Below are 23,229 nucleotides of genomic sequence, written 5' to 3'. Positions count from 1 at the left end.
AGTAATTCGTTTAAATATTTGAATGTTAGATACTTAAATATACGAATTATTGCTATTTTACACAAATCTTATTTCTATTCTTATCCCGAACTCAGGTTAATTATACAAATTTCTAAAAAATAGAATGAATGAACTTATAAATAAATGGAAATATGTTATATCCAATTATAACAAAAACCTTCAAGAATTTTGAAGGTTTGTTCTGTAAGATTTATTTTTAAGAAAATTATTTTCTCGGTTTCAAAGATAAGTTATCCACATAAACAGCTTGATGAACACCATTCAAAAGAACTTTCAAACCTACATGGCTATCTTTTTTCAGACTAATATTAATGACTTTTTTCGCTTTTGTAATTTCTTGAGGTTTAGCGATGGAAACAAAAGATTTTTGGTCAGATGTTTTTCCAACTGAGAAAATCTCCATTGTAGTTTCTCCACCATTGTCTGTGATATCAAGACTTAAAGTATAGTTTCCTGCTTTTACTTTTGGTGTAATGAGATACATATTTTCCTTTGGGTCGGTCATAGAGTAGAAAATGACTTTTTTCTCACTAGCGTACAACATTGCTTTCCCTTTTTGAACTGTCCAGCATTGGTCTATATCTTTCCAAGCATCAAAATTTTCTGTGATTGCAGTAACAGTTTTGCATTGTGCATTGATTGTCAAAAGTCCTCCTAAAGTGAAGATTCCTCCGAATATTAGTTTTCTCATTTTTATTGATTTATTGTGATGTAAAAATAGATAAAAAAGCTTGTGTTGTAAAGTTTATTTTTAATGAATCTAAATAACTTACTGCTGATTACGATATGAGATCTACCATTAGGTACTCAATAGGTATCCAGACTCCGAACAGTCGGTACAGAAAAGGTACTCAATTGGTACAGAAAAGGTATTCAATTGGTACAGAAAAGGTACAGAAAAAGTACAGAAAGTGCACAAAAAGGTACAGAAAAGTACAGTAACTGAGCAAAAAGATACAGAAAAACATTCCAAAAGAAAAATAACAGCAATTTTTCTTTTATCCACTCCATTTTTTATGTATCATATTACATCATTCTCAGTGAGGATAATAGATACCAACTATTATTATTGAAACAAATAGCAAGTATGTAATCTCTATCAGGAAGAATTCAAAAAAAGCAATTATTATGGCATTACAGATTTTCAACAAGTGTGGGAGGAAACAAGAAATGGCGGAATTGCCTATCCTGGAGCAGAATAGAGACGCATTTTTTAATACAAAGAGTGGCTAATAAAAAGTTAGGTTTTTATTTTAGTAGATTAATCTCAATCAAATTATTGTCTTTTGCCAATCTTTCCAACGCTTCAGTATTCATTTCCTTTATGATTTCGGCAGATGTTCTCCATTTTCCAGTCCAATCGTGTTGGTCAGGAATTTGTCCCACTAAATCTGCGGTAGGATCTTGGCGATAATCTTTAAATTTCTTAACGAATTGATTATAATTTAATTGAATAATGCGGTAATTATTCAAATCAGGATAGACGAATGGTTCTTGATTAGATCTAATGCCTTTCAGTTCCCAAACGTGACTCTTATTACTGTCTTCAATCTTCAAAATCAAACCCGGTAAACCTTTGAATTTGTAAGGTCCATCTTGGATTGGGATATCTTTTGTGAACCAAGCCGTCCATTTTCTACCTCCAAATTCGGTGGTTGCTTTTTGAACATTATAATTCAGGATTTTAGAAAACTCGTTGGTCAATTTCCAATTGAGTTCTACATCTTGTTTTACTTTGTATTTGTCAGACATTAGCATTACCGTGTGAACCAGCTGATTGGAGTTAGGATATTTTGTAACCCATTCATTGACCAAAGGATTACCAGGAGGCATAGAGTTAATTCCTTTTTGATATGCTGCATACTGAGTAGAATCTGATTCATATCTTACGGAACTATAATATTCTGACCTGTCTTTTTGGATATTCAAAACCATTATTTCTCTTTTGATATCCGCTTTGTTGGTAGAATCAGGAATGAATTTGTATTCGTAGAGAAATTGTTTGTTTTGTCCGAAAATAAAATTGGAAAGAAGAACTAGAATTAATAAGTAATGGTTTTTCATAGTTAGAAGTTTGATTATTGTAAATATAGCTTGTTTCACTACCACTTTCATTCATAAAACTTCACAAACTTTGTTAAATAAAACTTATAGTTTCTCCGTCTTCAGCCTAAAAATTTCTTTACCATTAAAAACAATTACAGCCACAAAAATCAATGCATAAGAAACGATTTGAATTGGGTTCAAAGGTTCATTATAAACTGTGCTTGCTAAGATGAAAGCAATGATTGGATTGATATTCAGAATCATTCCCACTTTGGAAGATGCAATTCCGCTCAAAGCGAAAAGATTAAGTAATAACGGAATAATCGTGTACATCACCGCAATGATTTCTACAAAGAAGTAGAACTTAAATTCCGCTGGAATCGGTCCGGAATAACTCGGGAAAAATGGCAACAAAATCAAAGCCGCAATAATCATATGAAAATTGAGAACCAAAAACTTATCGAACTGTTTGTTTTGAGTTTGACAAATCAAATACATTGCATAAGTAAAACCAATGATACTGCTGTAAAACATATCGCTCAAACTGGTGTATGACAAAAGCAGACATCCCAAGAAACTTAGAAAAACAGATAACCATTGTAGTTTTGTTAATTTATCTTTGAGGATGAAATAAGCCAAAATCGTTGTGATAATCGGGCAAACGAGATAAGCGACCGAAGTGGCTCTCACATTCACGTGATTCATCACATAGATAAAAGAAAACCAATTCGCCGTCAACAAAATACTGCTGCCAACATTAACAATAATCGTTTTTCTTTTTTCCTTTTGAGAAATTGATTTGAAATAATTCAGATTTTGTTTCAGCTTTTCTCTTTTGAAAAGAATAGAAACCAATGACATAATTAACGCACAACTGAAAACCCTGTAAAAAAGAATGTCAGACGAAGCGTAAGAATGCAAAGGTTTCAGCACCAAACTGAAAGTTCCCCAAAGAGAAAATGCTAAAATAGCAGCTAGATAATGTCTTAGATTGTTCAAGATTGTTTCGTTTGGAATCAATTGCAAAAGTAGATAACTTTTGGTATAAATTCTCTATAAAACTATTGATTTACTCAATCTATAATTCCAATTTTCTTATCAATGCAATCAATGAAAATACTGTTGTTTAGGAAGATTTTATTGCCCAACATTCCCGTCATTCCAGAATACTTCATCATAGAAAACTGTGCATCAGAAAATCCTTGAACATAAGTGACTTGTTTTACAGGAATCTGCAGGTTTTTGAATGTGATATTCTCATTACAGTCGGTCGTGTATGTTGTCAGAACGTTGTTCCAAGATTGTGCTTTTTCGATGTTGATTTTTGAATTGGGTGATTTCAGATTTTGCCATTCTTCTTTGTAGGTCAGTAATTCGTAAGCGCTGGTTCCGGAATCGTAGAGGAATTTTCGTTCTTCACCTTTCAAAGTTCCATTAATAATAATTCTTCTTTTCTTGAATTTGAAATCAAAAAGTTGATTTTTAAACTCATTCGGGATTTCATTCAGATTAAAAACCACTTGATTACTTCTTAAATTAATCACAGTTTTTCGGTTTTCCAAAACATCAGAACCAATAGTTCCAAGGATTTTAATTGAATCTTTTTCTTCACTTTTTCCTTTGTCAAATATTTTAAATCGGTTGGATGAAATCTCGGTTTTTCCAATAAAGAAAGAAGTTTCAGCCCGGTCATTATTGATAGAGATTTCCTTAATGTTTTTAATTTGGTTAGAATAAAATACCGTGTAAGGCGAACCTGTATCAAATTGCATATAATAAGTGTCGGGATTTCCGGAAAAATGAATCGGCAAAAGCAAAACGTTTTTCTCATTTCCGAGCCAAGTAATTGGGATATTTCCGCTTTCGTTTTTGATGGTTAAATAATTGTCTTCCGGCGTAAATTTCCGGTCGAAATAAATATATCCGCTAACCAATATCAAAATCAAAACGGCTAAAAATCCTAAAGCTAATTTCTTAAAAAGTTTCATTGTCCAATTTTTCTGCAAGATTCGGTTTTTGAAATCGAAATTGCTGTAGAAATGATATGACAATTTTACGTCAGTTTTGTGACTTGGGTTATAAGAAGTTGTTTTTCAGTTTTATAGAAAGTGTGTTGTTTTGGTTGAGACTGATTCCATTTCTAATAACAATCCAAAGTTTGATGACGATAAAAGCAATTAATGGAATTAAAAACAGTGGAAATTTGATAGAAAACCAATGCTGAATAAACGGACTTAATATCAACGACACCGAAACAAAAGATGCCAAAATAATCTGAACACAAATAATGCTTTTTCCCAATTCTCGATTAACAGAATCCTGAGCTTTATAAGTCAAAATTGCCGGAAAAATAATGCCTCCAAACGGAATAATCAATCCGGATAAGGCAGAAAGATTGATGAGTTTTGCTCTGTCAATTTGGATATTTTCTTCCTTTGAAAACAGATTTTCTGGTTCAATTTCCAAAGTCTTTGCAATGGCTTTCAAAGTAAAACCTTTTGGGATATTTCCGGACTCGATTCTTTGAATGGTTCTTAACGAAAGTCCGGATTTTTCCGCTAGCTCGGTTTGAGTTAGGTTTTTGGCTTCGCGAAGGGTTTTGACTTTGGTTTGCATTCTATCTGAAAATAAAATAAAGAATTAAACCAATTAAACCAAAAATCAATACGTAAGTCTGAATGATTCTTCCTTCATTCATTGGATTGTTCTCAGTTTTCCTTTTTTCTTTTTCTCGTTTTAAAATTAAATAAAGAATAAAAACTGGAACTAATAAAACCAATACATATTCATAATCGCTATTTATCATACAATTTTTTTTATCAAACCTTATCCAGCGCAATCCTCTTTTTCTCTTTAGAATTCAGAAAATGAGTAGGAGAGAAGCCTGTGATTTTTTTGAACTGATTGGAAAGATGCTGAACACTTTTGTAACCCAATTTTTGGGAAATCTCAGTCAGATTCAGTTCTTTATAGAGTAGCAATTCTTTTACTTTTTCAATCTTTTGGAGTATGAAATATTGTTCTAAAGTCACATTTTCGTTTTGAGAAAAAAGCTTGGTAATAGAACTGTAATCTCTATGCAATTCCGAACTCAAAAATTCTGACAAAATAAAATCATCGCCCAAATCTTCTTCAGCAATTTTTGTGATCATCAAAGTTTTGATTTTCTCGATTTGCTTTTTAGAAGAATCTTCCAAGATTTCAAATCCAGTTGATTTAAGTTTCAGGTTCAGCATTTCGAGTTCTTGATTGGAAATTTCGTTTTTTGTTTCAACTTCGCCTAATGAAATTTGATTCACCTCAATTTTCAAATCCTCCAATATCGATTCCACCGCAGAGATGCAGCGGTTGCAAACCATGTTTTTGACAGCAATTTTCATCTTACTAATTTAAGGAATTATGCCTGAAAAATTGAATGTTTGTTTTTTAACGTCATGCCACAAAGATTTAAGAAAAAAATGTAGTGTCCAAGTTTAATGCGCAGATGATTTGGAGAAAAGATTAATAATCACCACACCTATCACGATAAAAGCAATCCCTAAAATAGCAGGAAAATCCAATGATTGTTTATAAACAAAATAGCCAACCGTGGAAATCAGAACAATACCAACAGCCGACCAAATGGCATAAGCGATACCAATTGGAATAGTTTTAATCGCAAAGGTCAATAGGTAAAAAGATAATGCTATTGCAACAATGAATATCAATGTTGGCAGAGGTTTGCTAAAGTTTTCTGTCTTTTTGAGGAATGATGTGCCAATGGTTTCACAGATAATGGCAGCTGCAAGGAAGAGGTGGTTTTTCATTGGTTTTTATAAAGCAGTTGTTGTAGAAGTAATACCATCTGGTCTCTCGATATTGATTTTTTTGACTTCTTTTCTTGTCTTTAAATCAATAACGGAAATATAATTATTTGGAGTACAGGAAATGAAAATTCGGTTACCAGGTACATCCATAAAGATTCCTGCACCTTGTCCGATGTTCATCTGTTATCTGAGGTAGGGAAATGTAAGCGAAAGTCTGTTCCGGATTGGTAACAATCTCGTGCGGATCTTCTCCCACGGGTATTTTAGAAACAACTTCTAAAGTTTTGTAGTCTAAAACGATTAGGCTTTTTTCGCCTTTAGACAAAGCTAAAATATAATTGGACTGGGCAGAAACAAAATTAGAAATGATTAGAATAATAAGATAAAAAACAAACTTCATTAGATTCGGAAATATGAATCTAAATTAAGGAAAGATTTTTACTTCTGTCTCGGTTTTCCAAAAGGATTGTAAGAGATTCCTACATTGAAATAGAAAGAAGGCTTGGCATTCATATCAAAAATATAATCGTTGAAAGAATCTTCTTTTGCAAATATTCTTGAGGAAGGTGTTGCGCGTAATCCTGCTTTCAAGGTTCCAATTAGATTATTCCCCAACTTATGCTCATACATTGCACCGGAATTGATTTCCAATTGTCGGAACTCGTAACGTTTGCCATCGGGATAGAGATAGAAATTGGTTCCGTCCATCTCGGTTCCAAGGGAAAGTCTTCCGTTTTTGAAAACATCTTTTCTCATCACCACTTTTTTCGGTAGAATGACATCAGCAACCCAACCATTATTGAATCTATGCTCATAGGTGAAAATAGGCATTGCGGGAACTTGAGAACTTGGGTCAATAATTACAGCAATACCAACGGTCATTTTTGTGTCAGCAGTAGCTTTCAAGACGAGACTCGCTGTTAGCATTCCTCGGATTCTTTCAAAATGTTGTTCACTGCCGTCCACAGATGCTGTTGCAGAATAGATGGCTATTTTGTTGAATAGTTTTGAAAATCTTGTCAAGCTCAACGCTTCCGAATGGTAATGGAAGTTTTGCTCGTTGTTGAACAAAGGCATTTCATTTTCAGACTCTAGATGTGTGAATCTGTAATTGAGACTTGTGCTCAGCATCCATTTTCTATTCTTGATGAAATAGACATTGGCATTAGCTTTTACCTGCTGGTAGTTTTTGATTTTGTTTTCAGGCAAATCTGCGTCATATAACTCGGGAGAGAATTTGTAAGGTGTCAGTTGAGTGAATTCGACATTCAGGTCTCTTGTTTGAGGGAATTTGTCTGAGACAAAAGCTACTACTTTTTGCGGAATACTGTCTTTCTTCTGCGCGATGATTTTGTTCAAAGGCAAGATAGCCAATGGAACGATGATTTTGTTTAAGATTTTCATAGTTTATTTTAAAGAATGGATAGCGGATTGAAAAAAATTAAAGATGAATATTTTGCTGTAGAACAAATCGATTCCGTTCTTTTTGATGAAGTCGAGATGGCGGGAAAAATCTGTAATATCATCTTCTTCTACAAAGACAAACCAAAGTTCCTGAAGCTGATTCTGAGCCTTAAATGCTACCGAAGTCAAAAGGTCCAATTGCAAATCATATTTGAAATCATAGAACAAGATTCCTTTTCTTACATTATCTTCTTCGATGATATTGATAGGATGACTGATGTAATCGATAACCGTCAAACTCTGATGATAAGATTCTATGAACTGATGCAAATCAATAACCTGAATTACTTTCTCTTCCTGTTGCGACGGTGTCATATAGAAACATTCTAGATCTATCTGGTCTGTCAACTCCTGAAAAACGTTAAGCTCCATATTTTTTAAATTTTACAAGGCAAAGGAATGGAGAATAACTATTGAGAAATGTTTTTTTATACAAACACCTCGATAAATTATACCAAATCCCTAGTCCTGAAAATTGGTATAAAAAACTTCGGGGTTCGTATAATATTATCTGGTTTGTGACCGTTATTAGTTATTTTTGAATTTTCAAAATCATATGCTGAAATATAAATCTAAAGAACTAAGAGATCATTTTTTCATTGATTTACTGATCAAAGATCAATACAAGATTTTGCGGCATATTGTATTTCTGCTTTTCTTCTTCGTATTGCTTTATTTTGCGAGATTTTGGCATTGGTATATTGAACCATATCGGTATGTTATTATGGTTTTTGTTTATCTCACACTGATTGCGATGGCATATATCAATATTTATATTCTGGTTCCTTTCTTCTTTTTCAAGACACGTTATATTGCTTATTTTGCTTTGTTGATATTGATGGGAGTTGTTAGTCTTAATATTATTGGTTATTGTTTTGATCATTTTTTCTCTGAATATAAAATAGAAGCTCTCAAATCCGAAGATAGAAAAGGAGGACTATACGAAGGTGTTCTGATGTGTGTGCCTATTATTTTCATCAGTACAACCTTTAAACTATTGCAGAAATGGACAAAAGACAACGAAAAAATTGCTGAGCTCAATAATCTAACTCTGAATATGGAATTGAAAGAATTGCGAAACCAAATCAATCCACATTTTCTATTCAATATGATGAATAATGTAAAAGCTCTGATAAGAACAGATCCAGAAAAAGCAACTATTGTTATCATCAAGTTGTCAGAGTTTCTGCGTTATCAATTGTATGAAAATAACGAGGAAAAAACCTTACTAACATCAGAAATAGAGTTTTTGTCCAACTTTATTAATCTGGAGAAAATAAGGAGAGAAAATTTTACTGTTGATATCAGAACAGAAACAGATAAAAAGATCCTGAACAGGACTTTCATTCCACCCAATCTATTCACAACTTTTGTAGAAAATGCCGTAAAACATAGTGTTGAGATAGATGGCGAGATATCTTATGTGAATATTAATATAGAAATCAAAAATCAGCATTTGCATTTTAGTTGTATTAATTCCCGAAATCCAAATTATTCCCTATCCAACGAAAAATGCGGAGGTCTTGGATTAGCGAATATCAAACGACGACTGGAACTTTTGTATCAAGACCAATTTGATTTGAAAATCACTTCAACAGATCAAGAATATATTGTTAACCTAATCATCCCAATATGAATTGTATCATCATAGATGACGAACCATTGGCTAGAGCAGAGATGCGGTCATTAATAAAAGAAGCATCAACTATCGAAATTTTAGGTGATTTTTCAAACGCCTTGACTGCTTTAGATTTTCTTAAAACTAAAGATGTTGATTTGATTTTTCTTGATATAGAAATGCCTTTGGTTACAGGGTTAGAATTCGCAGAACAACTTCCTAAACAGAGCTTGATTATCTTTACAACGGCATATTCTCAGTATGCTTTGAAAAGTTATGAATTGGACGCAATAGATTATCTCCTAAAACCAATTGAAAAACATCGGCTGGAAAAGGCCATCCAAAAAGCTGAGTTGTATAATCAATTACTTTCGCAATCTACCATTAAGAATACGATTGAATCTAATACCAATGATTTTCTTTTCATTAAATCTGACAGACGGTTTTATAAACTGAATTTTGATGAAATCAAATTCATAGAAGGTCTCAAAGATTATGTTGTCATTCATACGAAAACACAAAAGTTAATCACAGCAATGAATCTGAAAACAACACATCAGAAATTGCCTGTGCAAAATTTTCTACGTGTCAGCAAATCTTATGTGGTTAATATCAATTTCATCAATTCGTTTGACAATCATAATATTTTTGTTGATGAATCGGAGATTCCTTTGGGTGCGGTTTTTCGTGCGGAGTTTTTTCGTGTTTATTCTGGAGGTTCGCGTAATTTGGAGAATTAGAAAGTCAATAAAAAACCTCGTTTCTATATTTAGAACGAGGTTTTTTTTATTTCATTTAAAAATATAAGATTATACTTTTAAGATTTCCGCTTCTTTTACTTTCAAGTGTTCATCAGCTTTCTTCACATAAGCATCTGTCAAATCTTGGATATCTTTTTCTACACCTTTGATGAGGTCTTCTGCAACACCATCCAATCTTTTCAGTTCTTTGTTACCTTCTTGTCTTGCGTTTCTGATGGTTACTTTTGTTTGGTCGGTTTCGCCTTTAGCTTGTCTAGCCAGTTCGCGTCTTCTTTCCTCCGTCAAAGGTGGAACGTTGATGATGATAACATCACCATTATTAGAAGGAGCAAATCCAAGGTTGGAGTTTACAATTCCTTTGCTGATTGCACCTAAAGCCGTTCTGTCCCAAGGTTGGATAGAAAGTGTCATTGCATCTACTACAGATACGTTGGCAACTTGACTAAGAGGCGTTGGAGCTCCGTAATATTCTACCATTACGTCCTGAACCATAGATGTAGAAGCACGTCCGGCTCTAATTTTTTGAAAAGCGTGTTCCAAATGCTTGATTGCAGCATCCATCTCTTGCTTTACCGATGCTACAATGAGTTCTAATTCTTCCATTGTATATTTAAAATTTGATAATTGACACATATTTTATTAATAGATGATAACTTATAAACGATAAATAATCCGATATTAATATCATTGATCACTCATCTATTATCATTTATACGTTAACCAAGGTTCCGATATTTTCTCCTTCGATTAGTTTTTCTAAGTTTCCGGATTTATTCATATCAAAAACGATGATTGGTAATTTGTTTTCGTGGCTTAGTGTAAAGGCAGTCATATCCATTACTTTTAGGTTTTTTTCAAACACTTCGTCAAAAGACAAACTATTGAATTTCACTGCATCTACATTTTTTTCTGGGTCGCTGTCATAGATTCCGTCAACTCTTGTTCCTTTTAAGATGACATCAGCATCTATTTCGATTGCTCTAAGAGTTGCAGCGGTATCTGTTGTGAAGTAAGGATTCCCTGTTCCAGCTCCAAAGATTACGACTCTTCCTTTTTCAAGGTGACGTACAGCTTTTCTTTTGATGAATGGTTCAGCTACTTTGTTCATTTCGATAGCAGATTGTAATCTAGTCATTATACCGGCATCTTCCAAAGCTCCTTGTAGAGCCATCCCATTGATAACCGTGGCTAGCATTCCCATATAATCACCCTGAACTCTGTCCATTCCTTTAGCTGCGCCAGCTAATCCTCTGAAAATATTTCCACCACCAATTACGATTGCAACTTCACAGCCTTTGTCGACTACTTTTTTGATTTCGACAGCATATTCTTTCAGTCTGTCGTTGTCAATCCCGTATTGGCGTTCTCCCATTAGTGCTTCACCACTTAGTTTCAGGAGGATTCTTTTGTATTTCATCTATATTTTGTAATTACTTTTTATTTTGTCAATTGAAACATCTGAATCAAGATTTCAAAATTATTTTAAAATTTGACAGTGCAAATATAATGAAAGGAAAAGAATTACGTTAATGAAAAAGATAGTCGTATGAAAATTTTGATAAGCGTCAAAATAGATTATTTTTGCAAAGCTAAAATACAGTGTTGAAGAAGTTTTACAATCTTTTTTTTATCGTTATTTCGAGTGTGGTTTTTTCTCAAACAGGAACCACGGTTTATCAATTTCTTAATATTCCCATTTCTCCAAGACAAGCTGTTTTGGGAGATGCGATTTCTGTTCGTGATTATGATGTCAATTTTACGGCAGCCAATCCAGCTCTTATGAATCTTGAGATGGATAATATGTTATCTGTCAATTATGCATCTTATCTTGCAGATACAAAAATAGGTAGTATCAGCTATGTGAGGGATTTGGATTATGGGCACCTTATGTCTTTCAATGCAAGATATATGGATTATGGATCTATACCTAGAGCAGACGAGAATGCTGTTGTTAATGGAGATTTTTCTGCAATAGATGCATCTGTTGGAATTGGTTATGCTTATCAGTTCGAGGATAATTGGACGATTGGTATTAATGCGAATTATATTACTTCAAAAATAGATACCTATTCATCATCTGCTATTACTGGAAATGCGGGTGTAACTTATTATTTTGATAAAAGTAATGAAACACTTTCTTTAGTTTTTAGAAATTTTGGTTATCAGATAAGACCATACAATGGAGTAAGGGAAAGGTTGCCTTTCCGAGTAGATCTTGGTTATACAAAAATTTTGGATCAATTTCCGGTTGCATTAACTGTCACTGCACATGATCTGCAACAGATGGATATTTCCTCCACCACAGATATTAATGGACAGGAAACCAAATTTGGTAGGAAAGTGTTGGATCACTTATCTTTTGGAGCAGAATTGTTTCCAGGACAAGCTTTTAATCTTAGATTTGGATACAACGTAAAAAGAGGCGGCGAACTGGCAGTTTTGGACCAAAGAAGTTTTACTGGGCTATCAGCAGGTCTTAGTATCAAGATTTCTTCTTTCCGTTTTGATTATTCCCATATGCGTTATCACAATTCCTCTAATGTCAACATGTTGGGGCTTACAATGGATTTGATAGAACTTGGAGGGAATAGGAGATAGGTCCAATACTTTAATTTTCTTAAATATTTAATTTTTATTTTTTTGACATACTTATTACATTTGCAGTATGACAAAAAAACCGGTAATTGCTATCGATGGCTTTTCATCCACAGGGAAAAGTTCGATTTCTAAGATTATTGCTAAAAGATTAGGTCTTATCCATATGGATACAGGTGCTCTTTATAGAGGAATCACTTACTTTGCTTTACAGAATTGTACAGACGAAAACAAAAAACTGGATATCCATAAACTGATTTCTAACCTTCCAAATATTAATCTTGAGTTTCAAAACATTGATGGTGAATTGCAATTATTTCTTAATGGTAAAAACATTAATAAAGAGATTCGATTTCCGCAGGTTTCTGATAATGTAAGTCAGGTAGCAAAGGAGGCAGATATCAGAAATTTTTTATTGAAAACTCAACGCGAAATTACAGAAAAGGGCGGAGTCATAATGGATGGCAGAGATATCGGAACTGTTGTCTTGCCGAATGCCGATTACAAATTTTTCATGACAGCAAGTCAGGATGAACGTGCCAGAAGACGTTTCCTAGAATTGGAAGCAGCTGGAGAAAAAACGGATGTTGAAACTGTGAAGCAAAACCTAATTACCAGAGATAAAATTGATAGCGAAAGAGAGATTTCTCCTCTTAAACAAGCAGATGATGCTATTCTAATTGATAATACACACATCAATAAAGAAGAAACTATCGAACTTATATTGTCTTACATTAAAAAGTTTTAACAAAATTTTAAGAATAGGTTTCTTTCTTTGGCATTTTAGTTGTAAATTTAGAAATATCAATATTTAATTAACACAAAAATAATAACAATGTCAAAAAAATCAAACTCAGCAGCGGTCTTAGCTGCATTGTTGGCGGGAGCTGCTACAGGTGTCATTTTAGGATTACTTTATGCACCAGAAGAAGGTAAAGAAACAAGAAAAAAAATCAGAAACAAAGCTAACGATCTAAAAGATAAAGCTGTTGACGAATATGGTAAAACGTCTGAAATTGTAAAAGACAAATATTCTGAAGTTTCTCACAATGTGAAAGATAAATACAACTCTTTGTCATCTACTTTCAAAGAAACTGCTCAAAACGTAGCATCTACGGTAAAAGATAGCTATGACAAATATAAAGATCAGATAGTTTCTAAGACATCTGATGTTGTAAAAGACGTAGAAACTGAATTGGACGGTTTGAAATAAGCCTTATGATTAGTTTTCTCGGAAAGGAATTTAGTCTCTAAATTCCTTTTTTTTTAAATAAAAGTGTAATTTTAAATTTAATAAGATTATTATGATTGATATAATAAAAGATTATACGACCAAACGTCTGGACCTTCTTAAGCTCCAATTCACAGAGAAATCTTCACTATCTGCAGGGATTATTGCTTTTCTTTCGATTGTATTAATAGCATTCTCATTTTTTATTATTCTTTTTAATTTTGGAATTGCGTTTTTAATTGGTCAAGCTATTGGGAGTGTCGCATATGGATTTCTTATTGTAGCTGGATTTTATTTTGTATTAATGATTGCTGTATTCTTACTCAAGAAAAAGATTGTAACAGTAATTGCAAATCAAGTTATCGAATTTTTAAAAAAATAAATTATGGCTACAAAATATACTAATCTTGATGAATTAAGAAGCGAAAAGCGCCTTCTCAAAAAAGAAATTGAAGAGCTGGAAGATATCTTAACTTTTAAAAATAAAAAAGACAGTCTGAGTGTAATGACAAATGGTCTTACCGATAAATTCTTAAAAGAAACTGAAGATGAAGATGGTGAGAAATCTCTTTCTTTAGATACTCAAAATATTATGCGAGAAATCTCCTCTGGGATGAAGGAGACGGCTTCCAGAAAAAATGTTTTAAATTTGGCAAACGATAGCGTAAAATCTGGATTGCTGGAAACAACAATCAAAATGGGAACTGTAGCGCTGGTAAGTAATTTTGCAAAAAAAAGTGTGATGAATAAAAATTGGAAAAGAAAAGCTATAGGTCTCGCATTGGTGTATGTTGCTCCTTATGCTTTGAGATTTATCAGAAAAAAACTGGATGAATATCAGAAAAATAAGACAACATCCAGTATAGAGAAACTTATCTAAATTATTTTTTAGAAAAGATTTCTCCCAAGATGATTCCTGCTGACATAGAAACGTTCAAACTCTCTGTCGACTGAGAGTTTCCGAATCTTGGGATTGTAATTATTGTGGAAATAAGATCTTCTGTGGAAGGTCTTAATCCATTTCCTTCATTACCAAAAACCAAAGAGAATTGTTCTGGGAAATTGGTCTCATAGATGTTTTCACCATTCATATCAGTTCCGAAAATAGGGTGTTTGTATTCCTTAAGGTATTCTTCCAAATTGGTGTAAAAAACATTAACTCTTAGAAAAGAACCCATTGTAGCTTGGATTACTTTTGGGTTATAAACATCCACTGTATCATTACTACAAATAATCTGTTCTATCCCAAACCAATCTGCAAGTCTTATTATTGTTCCTAGATTTCCCGGATCCTGAATCCCATCCAAAATCAATTGAATAGAAACATTCTCCAAATATTTGTTTTCCGGAATTTTACAAACAGCAACCGAATCTTTTGGATGTTGAAGAAAACTTATTTTTTTGAGATCATTAGGCAAGATTTTCTCAATTTCATGCATTTTGAAAGTAATATTCTCCGGATCTATGGAGTATAGGTTTTCAATTTCGTAGTCAGAATTGGGTAGTTCTTTTATGATTTTATTACCTTCAACTAAAAACAAATTGTATTTTTGCCTGTATTTCTTTTTGTCCAGAGATTGTATAGTCTTTATAATATGAGCCGTAAGCATAGTAACAAATATTTTCAAAAATATCATATATTTTATTACTCCGCAATTTTAAGTGTGATTTTGTACGCATGTAATGTGACCAAAAAAGTTCCTGAAGGAGAATATCTTCTTACAAAAAACAAGTTCGAATACACAGATGGTAAGATTTTAGGTGATGAGCTTCCGGATCTAGTAGCTCAAAAACCGAATAAAAAAACACTGATGGTCGTTCCGTTGGGATTGATGTTTTATAATGCAGCTAATCCTAAGTATGATACAATTCTAAAAGAGTATATGACCTATCCAAGCGAAATGAGGAATCAGAAACTTAGGGATTCTCTTTTTGTGAAGTATAACCATCCAGAATATGTTGGAAAAAATCTTTTTTGGAACAGATTCTTTCACACAGTTGGAAATGCTCCAGTAATCTTAAACGATGCTAAAACAAAGCAAAGTGCAAAAAGTATCAATAATAGATTAATTAACCGAGGTTATTGGGATGCAGAGGTGAAAACTAATCTGGAAAAAGATTCTGCAGTAAAAAAAGCGGAAGTAGAATATGTTATCACTCATAAAGATCCAACCTATATCAAAGATTATTTTTACAATATTCCAGATCCAAATATAAGAGGGTTATATGAATCTAGGCTAGATAAAAGTCTTGTAAGAAAGGGACAAATTCTGGATGAAAGTGTTTTGGAGAAAGAAATCATCAGGATTAATGATTTGATGAAAGATAATGGTTATTATAAATTTAATAATGATAGTCAGGATATTTATTTTGTTGCAGATTCTTTGAAAAGTAGAAAGGATGTTCCTCTGGTGATGAATATTCATAAAGATTCCGTAGATACACCTTATAGAAAAGCTACTATTGGAAATATTAAGGTTTCTGTGGTTAGGAATCCTAATAATGTAGATAAACTGCCTCTCAAAGATAGTTTAAGAGGGATCTACATCAATAGAAGAGATAGTGCTTATAGCAAAAACTCTCTTTGGTTACCAGTTATTATTAAAAAAGGAGAAATCTATAAACAATCTGATCTTGATCTTACGAGACGAAATCTGATTGCAATGAACAATTTTACAATTCTAAAAGCTTCTGATGAACTTCGTAAAGAAGGAACAGCTGCAGAAAGAGATAGTATTATTGATGTAGAATATGTTCTTAGACCTTTGCCGAAATATGAGTTTAATATTGCAACGGATATTCACTATTCTCAGATTCTTAATTTTGGTTTTTCTCCATCAGTAGATCTTACAACTAGAAATGTTTTTGGCGGAGCAGAGAATTTGATAACTAGTTTCTCCGGAGTTATTGGTACAACAAAAGATCCTAAAAATCCGGACGCTCTTTTCAATGCTTATGAGTTATCTGCTCAGACTTCGCTCCAATTTCCTAGATTGTTGGTTCCTTTTAGAAAATATTATAAAGTAGTTCCTAAAAGATATTCTCCCACAACAAGTCTTAATCTAGGAGCATCTGTACAGAATAATATTGGATTGGGAAGAATTAACTTCAATACAGGTCTTAATTACGCAGCTAATGTTGATGATGGAAGGATTCAGCATCGGTTAACATTATTCAATACCCAATTAAGTTTAACTCAGAATAAAGATAATTATTACGATTATTTTCCGGCAGAAGACATTATACGGCAAGCTGTTTTTGCTTGGTATGAAACTATTTATCCCAATGTGAATACTGATAATTATTCTTACGATGAGATCTCAAAAATGATTGTTAATGATCAGGCTTTCTTAGCATCTATTCCAGAAGCAGATCAAGATACAATGAATGCTTTTAGACAATCTCTTATTAATAAAGATCGTCAGACGCAGGATGTCATCATCTCTTCTGCTATTTATAGTTTCATCTACAATGAGATTGGGAAAAAAGATTATGCCAACCCAATGTTTTTTAGTGGGAAAGTAGAGGTGGCCGGTAATGTTCTTAATATGCTGTCTAAAAGAGAGCAAGAGGATGGTGTCTTGTCTGGGAATTCCAAAACGATATTCAAGATTCCTTTTTCTCAATTTATCAAATTTGATTTTGATTTTAAGAAATATTTCTCTTTTTTCAATGAAAGAGCCAAGCCTCATACTTTGGCGTTTCGTCAATTTGTAGGGATTGGGATTCCATACGGTAATTCTTCGTCAATGCCTTTTATAAGATCTTATTTCAACGGTGGAGCTTATGATATTAGAGCCTGGATGGCTTTTGGTGGGTTAGGACCTGCAGATTCTCAATTAGACAGAAGGATACGTTCTTATGCAATGGATAATGTTAAATTGACAACTAGTATAGAGTACAGGCTTCCCTTAACAGATACGTTTGAAGCTGCTCTTTTTACAGATGCTGGAAACATATGGGGACTCAAGGATAATGGTTTTGGAGATCAGTTCAAATTCAAAAAATTCATTAGTCAAATGGGAGTTGGTAGTGGATTCGGGATTAGAATGAACATAGCTTATGTAAATCTCAGATTGGATATGGCTTACAAAATGCACGATCCAAATAGACCAGAGGGTGAGAGATGGGTTATTGACAAGATCAAGCTTTTACAACCAACTTTTAACTTTGCAATAGGTTATCCATTCTAAAAATTAGTATTATACAAAAATGCGTTTTCTAAAATTTATCATCATTATAATTCTCGCTCTATTCGGGGTTTACTCACTTTCTATGAATTTTGTAGATGAAAGCAAGAGTTTTGTTCATCATTCGGAGATTGCTTATCCCGTAGATAAGGTTTTTCCACAGTTCAATAATCTTCAGAACTTCACTTCTTGGAATGATTTTTTTAATGAAAAAGAAGATGCTAGTTACAGTTTCTTTACACCGTATCAAGGTTTGGGAAGTGCGATGAAATTTTCTGATCCAAAAAATAGTGATCATGGCGATCTTTTTATTAGATACTCTAATGAGAATCGTTCAATACGTTACCAACTTTTTGAAGGAGATAGCGATAATCCCTATTTGATAGATGTAAAGTTCATTCCGTCTGGTGATAAAACAAAATTGATTTGGAATATTCATACGCCTAAAAGGGATTATTTGCAAAGGTCACTCAACTTGGTTGCAGAAGATTTTTTTGTAGAGAATATTGATAAAAGTATGAAAAATCTTTTCCAACTTTTGGGTAACAAAGTGGATAAAGATCAACTTTTGGCTTCTGTAAAATACGATAGCGTAATGGTAGAAAACCGAGAAGGAGGGCTGCTTTTGGGAGTTAATGTTAGTACGAGAAATACAAAGGAAATTCTCTTCAAAAACGTGATGATGAATCATAGTAAGGTTCTTAACTTTGTGAAATCCGATTTGGCAAAAAAAGATGATGAATTTGGAAATCCTGTTTTGTTAATTAACCCTGCTAATCTAAAAGATAAAGAGATTTCCTATTTCTATGGTATTCCATTGTCAAAAAGAGTTTCTGTAAGTGATAATAATTTCAACTTTCAAACTCTTAATGCCTCCAAAACTTATGTGATTTATTTTCAAGGAAATTACAATGATAGAGTGAAGAACATCCAAGAACTACTAAAAATGGCAAAGAAGGATACGCTCAGAAATGGTCAGTTAATCGAAGAGTTTTTGGAAGAACCTGCTGACATTCAGGATGTAAAACTAAAATTGTCACTTCCGGTTTTTCGTTAAAAAAATCTGATAAATATCACGTATATTTAGCGGAATAAATCAGTACATTTAATGTTGATCAGCAAAAATTTAGTAATTTTGTTGACAATTATTTAATATTAAAAAAAATAACAGATAATCTGTAATAATGGATAAATTTTCATTTCTAAATGCCGTACATGCTCAGTTGATAGACGACATGTATGCGCAGTACCAAAAATACCCAGACTCTTTGGAAGCTTCTTGGAAATCTTTTTTTCAAGGTTTTGATTTCGCATTAGAATATTATGGAGAAGATGGAGAGATTGAAGTTTCAAAACCACAATCTTCCGCTCCTGTTCAATATGCGCAACAAGCTGTTACGAATAATTCAGTTTCTGAAGATATTTCAAAAGAATTTAAGGTTGTTAATCTAATTGAAGCTTATCGCTCAAGAGGTCACCTTTTCACAAAAACAAATCCAGTAAGAGAAAGAAGACATTACTTTCCAACACTTGATATAGAAAACTTCGGATTGTCCAAGGACGATTTGAATAAAAAATTCAATTCTGCAACTCAAACGGGGATGCCAGGTCCTGCAACTTTGCAAGAGATTATTACACATCTTCAGAACATCTATTGTGATTCTATTGGTGTAGAATATATGCACATCCAGAATGTAGAGGAGAAAAAATGGATTATGGAATGGGTTAACGTTAACGAAAACCATCCAAGCCTTTCTGCTCCGGAAAAAACAGAAATACTTTTCAAATTAAACCAAGCGGTGGCATTTGAAAATTATCTTCATACAAAATTTGTTGGTCAAAAACGTTTCTCTCTTGAAGGTGGCGAATCTTTGATTCCTGCACTTGACCAATTGATTACACGTTCTTCACAATTAGGTGTTGATGAGGTTGTTCTTGGAATGGCTCACAGAGGACGCCTTAATGTTTTGACTAATATTTTCCAAAAGTCTTACAAACAGATTTTCTCAGAATTCGAAGGGAAAGAATTTGAAGAAGATGTTTTCTCTGGTGATGTTAAGTATCACTTGGGTTCTTCTAAAAAAATCACGACTGCAAATGGAGAAGAAGTAAGGATCAACCTTACTCCAAATCCTTCCCACCTTGAAACGGTTGGTGCTCTTGTAGAAGGAATCTGTAGAGCTAAAGTTGACAATACTTACAAAGACGATTATTCCAAAGTTTTACCAATTGTAATCCACGGTGATGGTGCCATTGCAGGACAAGGTATCGTTTACGAGATTGCTCAGATGATGAATCTTGAAGGTTACAGAACAGGAGGAACAGTTCACATTGTTGTGAATAATCAAGTTTCTTTCACAACCAATTATATGGATGCAAGGTCGTCAGTTTACTGTACAGATATTGCAAAAGTGACAGATTCTCCAGTGATGCATATCAATGCTGATGACGTAGAAGCTGTTGTTCACGCAATTAGATTTGCTGCAGATTTCCGTGCTAAGTTTGGTAAAGATGTTTATATCGATCTTTTAGGATATAGAAAATATGGACATAACGAAGGTGATGAACCAAGGTTTACTCAACCAAATCTTTATAAAACGATTTCAAAACATCAGAATCCAAGAGAGATCTATAAAGAGCTTTTGATTAAGGAAAATGTTGTTTCTGACGAAGTTTTGAAAAAAATGGAGCAGGAGTTCAAAGCTTTGCTTGATGAAAACTTTGATGCTTCCAAAGAAATCGAAAGAAACACAATGGACGTCTTTATGAAAGAGGACTGGACAGATTTCCCAATTGGGTCTAAAGGTGCAGTTACAAAATCTGATGTTGATACAAAATACGATTTAGAAAAACTTAAAGAATTAGCAGTTAAAATTTCTACACTTCCAGGAGATAAGAAATTCATCAATAAAATTACCCGTCTTTTTGAAAACAGAATCAAAATGGTGGAGAATAATTCTTTGGATTGGGCAGTAGGAGAGTTGTTGGCTTATGCTACACTTTTGACCGAAGGTTACAATGTGAGAATCTCTGGAGAAGATGTGGAAAGAGGGACGTTCTCTCACCGTCACGCAGTTGTGAAAACAGAAGATACAGAAGAAGAATACATCCCACTTCGTCACGTCAACGAGCAAAGATTTGATGTTTATAATTCTCACTTGTCAGAATATGGTGTTCTAGGTTATGACTACGGTTATGCGATGGCAGCGCCTAAAACATTGACTATTTGGGAAGCTCAGTTTGGAGATTTTACTAATGGAGCTCAGATTATTGTTGATCAATATTTGGTTGCTGCTGAAGAAAAATGGAAAATCCAAAACGGATTGGTAATGATGTTACCTCACGGGTCTGAAGGTCAAGGTGCGGAACACTCTTCTGCTAGACTTGAGAGATTCTTGACACTTTGTGCTAACGAAAATATAATTGTTGCAAACATTACTTCTCCTGCAAACTATTTCCATTTGTTGAGAAGACAGATGAAATTTGGATTCAGAAAGCCATTGGTTATCATGACACCTAAATCTCTATTGAGACATCCAAAAGTGGTTTCTCCTTTGGAAGATTTAGCAAACGGAAGTTTCCAAACTGTTTTGGATGACCCTACTGCAGATGCTTCAAAAGTTGAAAGAGTAGTGCTTTGTACGGGTAAATTATATTACGATTTATTAGCTAAAAAAGAAGAAATCAATGATGATAAAGTAGCTTTGGTAAGATTGGAGCAAGTTTATCCATTGGATTTTGAAAAAATCAATTCCATCTTTGATAAATATAAAAACAAGAAAGAATTAATCTGGGCTCAGGAAGAACCTGAAAATATGGGTGCTTGGAGTTTCATCTTAAGAAACTTCCGTGATACAAATATCCAATTGATTTCTCCTGTTGCTAGTGGAACACCAGCTCCGGGAAGTCATAAGATGTTTGAGAAAAACCAAACCAAAATTATCAATTCGGTTTTTCAATGCAATGATGAACCTGCAAAAAAACCAGTAACGGCTTAATAAATTAATAAACTATAAAGAATAACAGTTTCGGCTGTTCTGAAATTAAAAACAATTATTAGTATGTCAATATTAGAAATGAAAGTTCCTTCACCGGGAGAATCAATCACAGAAGTTGAAATTGCAACGTGGTTAGTCCAAGACGGTGATTATGTAGAAAAAGACCAGCCGATTGCAGAAGTAGATTCTGACAAGGCGACTTTGGAACTTCCTGCTGAGCAGAGTGGTGTTATCACTTTGAAAGCTGAAGAAGGAGAAGTGGTACAAGTTGGTCAGGTGGTTTGTCTTATCGATATGGATGCTGCAAAACCTGCAGGAGGTGATGCTGAAGCTCCGAAAGAAGAACCAAAAGCAGAAGTTAAAAAAGAAGAGCCAGCTCCAGTAAAAGCAGAAGCTCCAAAAGTTGAAACTTACGCTGCTCAAACACCTTCTCCTGCTGCTAAAAAAATCCTTGACGAAAAAGGAATTGCTCCAAGCCAAGTAACAGGTTCTGGTAGAGATGGCAGAATCACAAAAGATGACGCTGTAACAGCTTCTGTTCCTGCAATGGGAAGTGCTCCAGCTGGTGGAAGTAGATCTCAATCAACTACAAAACTTTCAGTTCTTAGAAGAAAAATTGCTGCAAGATTGGTTTCTGTTAAAAACGAAACTGCAATGTTGACGACTTTCAACGAGGTTGATATGTCAGAAATCTTCAGAATCAGAAAACAATACAAAGAAGAATTTGCTGCAAAACACGGGATTGGACTTGGATTTATGTCTTTCTTTACAAAAGCTGTAACTAGAGCATTGAAACTTTATCCAGACGTGAACGCATCTATCGACGGAGATTTTAAAGTGAATTATGATTTTGCAGATATTTCTATCGCAGTTTCCGGACCAAAAGGTTTGATGGTTCCTGTTCTTAGAAATGCCGAGAATATGACGCTTAGAGGTGTTGAAGCTAATATCAAAGATTTGGCAATCAAAGTAAGAGATGGTAAAATCAGTGTTGACGAAATGACTGGTGGAACTTTCACTATTACAAACGGTGGAACTTTTGGTTCTATGATGTCAACACCAATTATCAATCCTCCTCAATCTGCAATCTTGGGAATGCACAATATCCTTCAAAGACCAATGGCAATTGACGGGCAAGTTGTTATCAGACCAATGATGTATGTTGCATTATCTTATGACCACCGAATCATCGATGGAAAAGAGTCTGTTGGTTTCTTGGTGGCTGTGAAAGAAGCGATTGACAATCCAGTAGAATTCCTAATGGATGGCGATGAAAGAAAAGCATTAGAATTGTAAGAAATTACAAATCAAGATAAGATATTAAAAGAGAGCAATTTTGCTAGTCATGGTCGGAAAAAAAATCCGGCCATTTTTTATGTTTTGGTTTTAAAAACTTTTGTAGGGTCTCCTCCTGCAAAAACGATTAAAATAGCCGTAATCATATCTCGAAGTTCCATTGTTATTCGTCTTTTTGCGGTTTTGTACCCCAGATTATTTGT

The 23,229-nt window shown here is 33.7% G+C and carries 25 protein-coding genes; 11 read left to right on the top strand and 14 right to left on the bottom strand.

All coding sequences use genetic code 11. The annotated features are described in order from the left end of the window. Window positions 1-226: 226 nt before the first annotated feature. The 11 genes from DRF58_RS15310 to DRF58_RS15265 form a co-directional block, all read right to left on the bottom strand. Window positions 227-712 carry a hypothetical protein gene (locus DRF58_RS15310; protein ID WP_116036685.1) on the bottom strand — a complete coding sequence of 162 codons (486 nt, stop codon included), beginning with the start codon at window positions 710-712 and terminating at the stop codon, window positions 227-229. Window positions 713-1,269: 557 nt separating this feature from the next. After that, on the bottom strand, window positions 1,270-2,085 hold the full coding sequence (locus DRF58_RS15305) for a GLPGLI family protein (RefSeq protein ID WP_157966740.1): 816 nt from the start codon (window positions 2,083-2,085) through the stop codon (window positions 1,270-1,272). 84 nt (window positions 2,086-2,169) lie between these two features. Next, a complete protein-coding gene (locus tag DRF58_RS15300; RefSeq protein WP_245955509.1) occupies window positions 2,170-3,093 on the bottom strand; it encodes an EamA family transporter in 924 nt (307 codons plus the stop codon). Window positions 3,094-3,140: 47 nt separating this feature from the next. Further along, window positions 3,141-4,055: a hypothetical protein gene (locus DRF58_RS15295; RefSeq protein WP_116036690.1), complete on the bottom strand. Its 915-nt coding sequence runs from the start codon at window positions 4,053-4,055 to the stop codon at window positions 3,141-3,143. Window positions 4,056-4,143: 88 nt separating this feature from the next. Continuing rightward, a complete protein-coding gene (locus tag DRF58_RS15290; protein ID WP_116036683.1) occupies window positions 4,144-4,683 on the bottom strand; it encodes a helix-turn-helix domain-containing protein in 540 nt (179 codons plus the stop codon). 1 nt (window position 4,684) lies between these two features. Beyond that, a complete protein-coding gene (locus tag DRF58_RS15285; protein WP_116036681.1) occupies window positions 4,685-4,873 on the bottom strand; it encodes a hypothetical protein in 189 nt (62 codons plus the stop codon). Window positions 4,874-4,886: 13 nt separating this feature from the next. Further along, on the bottom strand, window positions 4,887-5,447 hold the full coding sequence (locus tag DRF58_RS15280) for a helix-turn-helix domain-containing protein (RefSeq protein WP_116036679.1): 561 nt from the start codon (window positions 5,445-5,447) through the stop codon (window positions 4,887-4,889). A gap of 93 nt (window positions 5,448-5,540) precedes the next feature. Then, window positions 5,541-5,873: a DMT family transporter gene (locus tag DRF58_RS15275; protein WP_116036678.1), complete on the bottom strand. Its 333-nt coding sequence runs from the start codon at window positions 5,871-5,873 to the stop codon at window positions 5,541-5,543. Window positions 5,874-6,006: 133 nt separating this feature from the next. Continuing rightward, window positions 6,007-6,273, bottom strand: coding sequence for a YncE family protein (locus DRF58_RS18305; RefSeq protein ID WP_123902424.1), 267 nt, complete (start codon window positions 6,271-6,273; stop codon window positions 6,007-6,009). 38 nt (window positions 6,274-6,311) lie between these two features. Beyond that, on the bottom strand, window positions 6,312-7,277 hold the full coding sequence (locus DRF58_RS15270) for a DUF6268 family outer membrane beta-barrel protein (RefSeq protein ID WP_116036676.1): 966 nt from the start codon (window positions 7,275-7,277) through the stop codon (window positions 6,312-6,314). A 3-nt stretch (window positions 7,278-7,280) separates the two neighbouring features. Further along, window positions 7,281-7,709, bottom strand: a complete 429-nt coding sequence (locus tag DRF58_RS15265; protein WP_116036674.1) for a hypothetical protein — start codon at window positions 7,707-7,709, stop codon at window positions 7,281-7,283. A 184-nt stretch (window positions 7,710-7,893) separates the two neighbouring features. On the opposite strand from DRF58_RS15265, the gene DRF58_RS15260 reads away from it, so the two are divergent. Together DRF58_RS15260 and DRF58_RS15255 are read left to right on the top strand one after the other, a co-directional pair. After that, window positions 7,894-8,973 carry a sensor histidine kinase gene (locus tag DRF58_RS15260; protein ID WP_116036673.1) on the top strand — a complete coding sequence of 360 codons (1,080 nt, stop codon included), beginning with the start codon at window positions 7,894-7,896 and terminating at the stop codon, window positions 8,971-8,973. Further along, complete coding sequence (locus DRF58_RS15255) at window positions 8,970-9,695, top strand: LytR/AlgR family response regulator transcription factor (protein ID WP_116036671.1); 726 nt, start codon at window positions 8,970-8,972, stop codon at window positions 9,693-9,695. Before DRF58_RS15260 ends, DRF58_RS15255 begins: the two co-directional genes overlap by 4 nt. A gap of 69 nt (window positions 9,696-9,764) precedes the next feature. On the opposite strand, the gene frr is transcribed toward DRF58_RS15255, so the two are convergent. Further along, entirely contained in the window at window positions 9,765-10,319 is a 555-nt protein-coding gene (gene frr / locus DRF58_RS15250; RefSeq protein WP_116036670.1) for a ribosome recycling factor, read from the bottom strand. Between the two features lie 106 nt (window positions 10,320-10,425). Continuing rightward, window positions 10,426-11,133, bottom strand: a complete 708-nt coding sequence (gene pyrH, locus DRF58_RS15245) for a UMP kinase (RefSeq protein ID WP_116036668.1) — start codon at window positions 11,131-11,133, stop codon at window positions 10,426-10,428. 185 nt (window positions 11,134-11,318) lie between these two features. Here pyrH and porQ point away from each other — a divergent pair, with 185 nt between their 5' ends. The 5 genes from porQ to DRF58_RS15220 all read left to right on the top strand — a co-directional run bounded on the left by porQ (window position 11,319) and on the right by DRF58_RS15220 (window position 14,422). Then, a complete protein-coding gene (gene porQ, locus DRF58_RS15240; RefSeq protein ID WP_116036688.1) occupies window positions 11,319-12,314 on the top strand; it encodes a type IX secretion system protein PorQ in 996 nt (331 codons plus the stop codon). A 67-nt stretch (window positions 12,315-12,381) separates the two neighbouring features. After that, window positions 12,382-13,059, top strand: coding sequence for a (d)CMP kinase (gene cmk / locus DRF58_RS15235; protein ID WP_116036667.1), 678 nt, complete (start codon window positions 12,382-12,384; stop codon window positions 13,057-13,059). An 87-nt stretch (window positions 13,060-13,146) separates the two neighbouring features. Beyond that, window positions 13,147-13,524 carry a YtxH domain-containing protein gene (locus DRF58_RS15230; protein ID WP_116036665.1) on the top strand — a complete coding sequence of 126 codons (378 nt, stop codon included), beginning with the start codon at window positions 13,147-13,149 and terminating at the stop codon, window positions 13,522-13,524. A gap of 91 nt (window positions 13,525-13,615) precedes the next feature. Continuing rightward, entirely contained in the window at window positions 13,616-13,924 is a 309-nt protein-coding gene (locus DRF58_RS15225) for a hypothetical protein (RefSeq protein ID WP_116036664.1), read from the top strand. Window positions 13,925-13,927: 3 nt separating this feature from the next. Then, window positions 13,928-14,422 (top strand): phosphoribosyl-ATP pyrophosphatase, encoded by a 495-nt coding sequence (locus tag DRF58_RS15220; protein WP_116036662.1) that lies wholly within the window; start codon window positions 13,928-13,930, stop codon window positions 14,420-14,422. A 1-nt stretch (window position 14,423) separates the two neighbouring features. On the opposite strand, the gene DRF58_RS15215 is transcribed toward DRF58_RS15220, so the two are convergent. Continuing rightward, window positions 14,424-15,152, bottom strand: coding sequence for an RNA methyltransferase (locus tag DRF58_RS15215; protein WP_116036687.1), 729 nt, complete (start codon window positions 15,150-15,152; stop codon window positions 14,424-14,426). Here DRF58_RS15215 and tamL point away from each other — a divergent pair. From tamL to odhB, 4 genes are all read left to right on the top strand, one after another. Next, a complete protein-coding gene (gene tamL, locus DRF58_RS15210; protein WP_116036660.1) occupies window positions 15,138-17,735 on the top strand; it encodes a translocation and assembly module lipoprotein TamL in 2,598 nt (865 codons plus the stop codon). The genes DRF58_RS15215 and tamL overlap by 15 nt on opposite strands. 19 nt (window positions 17,736-17,754) lie before the next feature. After that, window positions 17,755-18,789 (top strand): SRPBCC family protein, encoded by a 1,035-nt coding sequence (locus tag DRF58_RS15205; protein WP_116036659.1) that lies wholly within the window; start codon window positions 17,755-17,757, stop codon window positions 18,787-18,789. Between the two features lie 127 nt (window positions 18,790-18,916). Then, window positions 18,917-21,730 carry a 2-oxoglutarate dehydrogenase E1 component gene (locus DRF58_RS15200; RefSeq protein WP_116036657.1) on the top strand — a complete coding sequence of 938 codons (2,814 nt, stop codon included), beginning with the start codon at window positions 18,917-18,919 and terminating at the stop codon, window positions 21,728-21,730. A 63-nt stretch (window positions 21,731-21,793) separates the two neighbouring features. Beyond that, a complete protein-coding gene (gene odhB, locus DRF58_RS15195) occupies window positions 21,794-23,026 on the top strand; it encodes a 2-oxoglutarate dehydrogenase complex dihydrolipoyllysine-residue succinyltransferase (RefSeq protein ID WP_116036656.1) in 1,233 nt (410 codons plus the stop codon). Window positions 23,027-23,229 lie beyond the last annotated feature (203 nt).

The sequence above is a fragment of the Epilithonimonas hispanica genome, assembly GCF_003385395.1.
Classification (GTDB): Bacteria; Bacteroidota; Bacteroidia; order Flavobacteriales; family Weeksellaceae; genus Epilithonimonas; species Epilithonimonas hispanica.
Note: the sequence above shows the minus strand (reverse complement) of the source record. Positions and strands in the feature narration are given on the sequence as shown.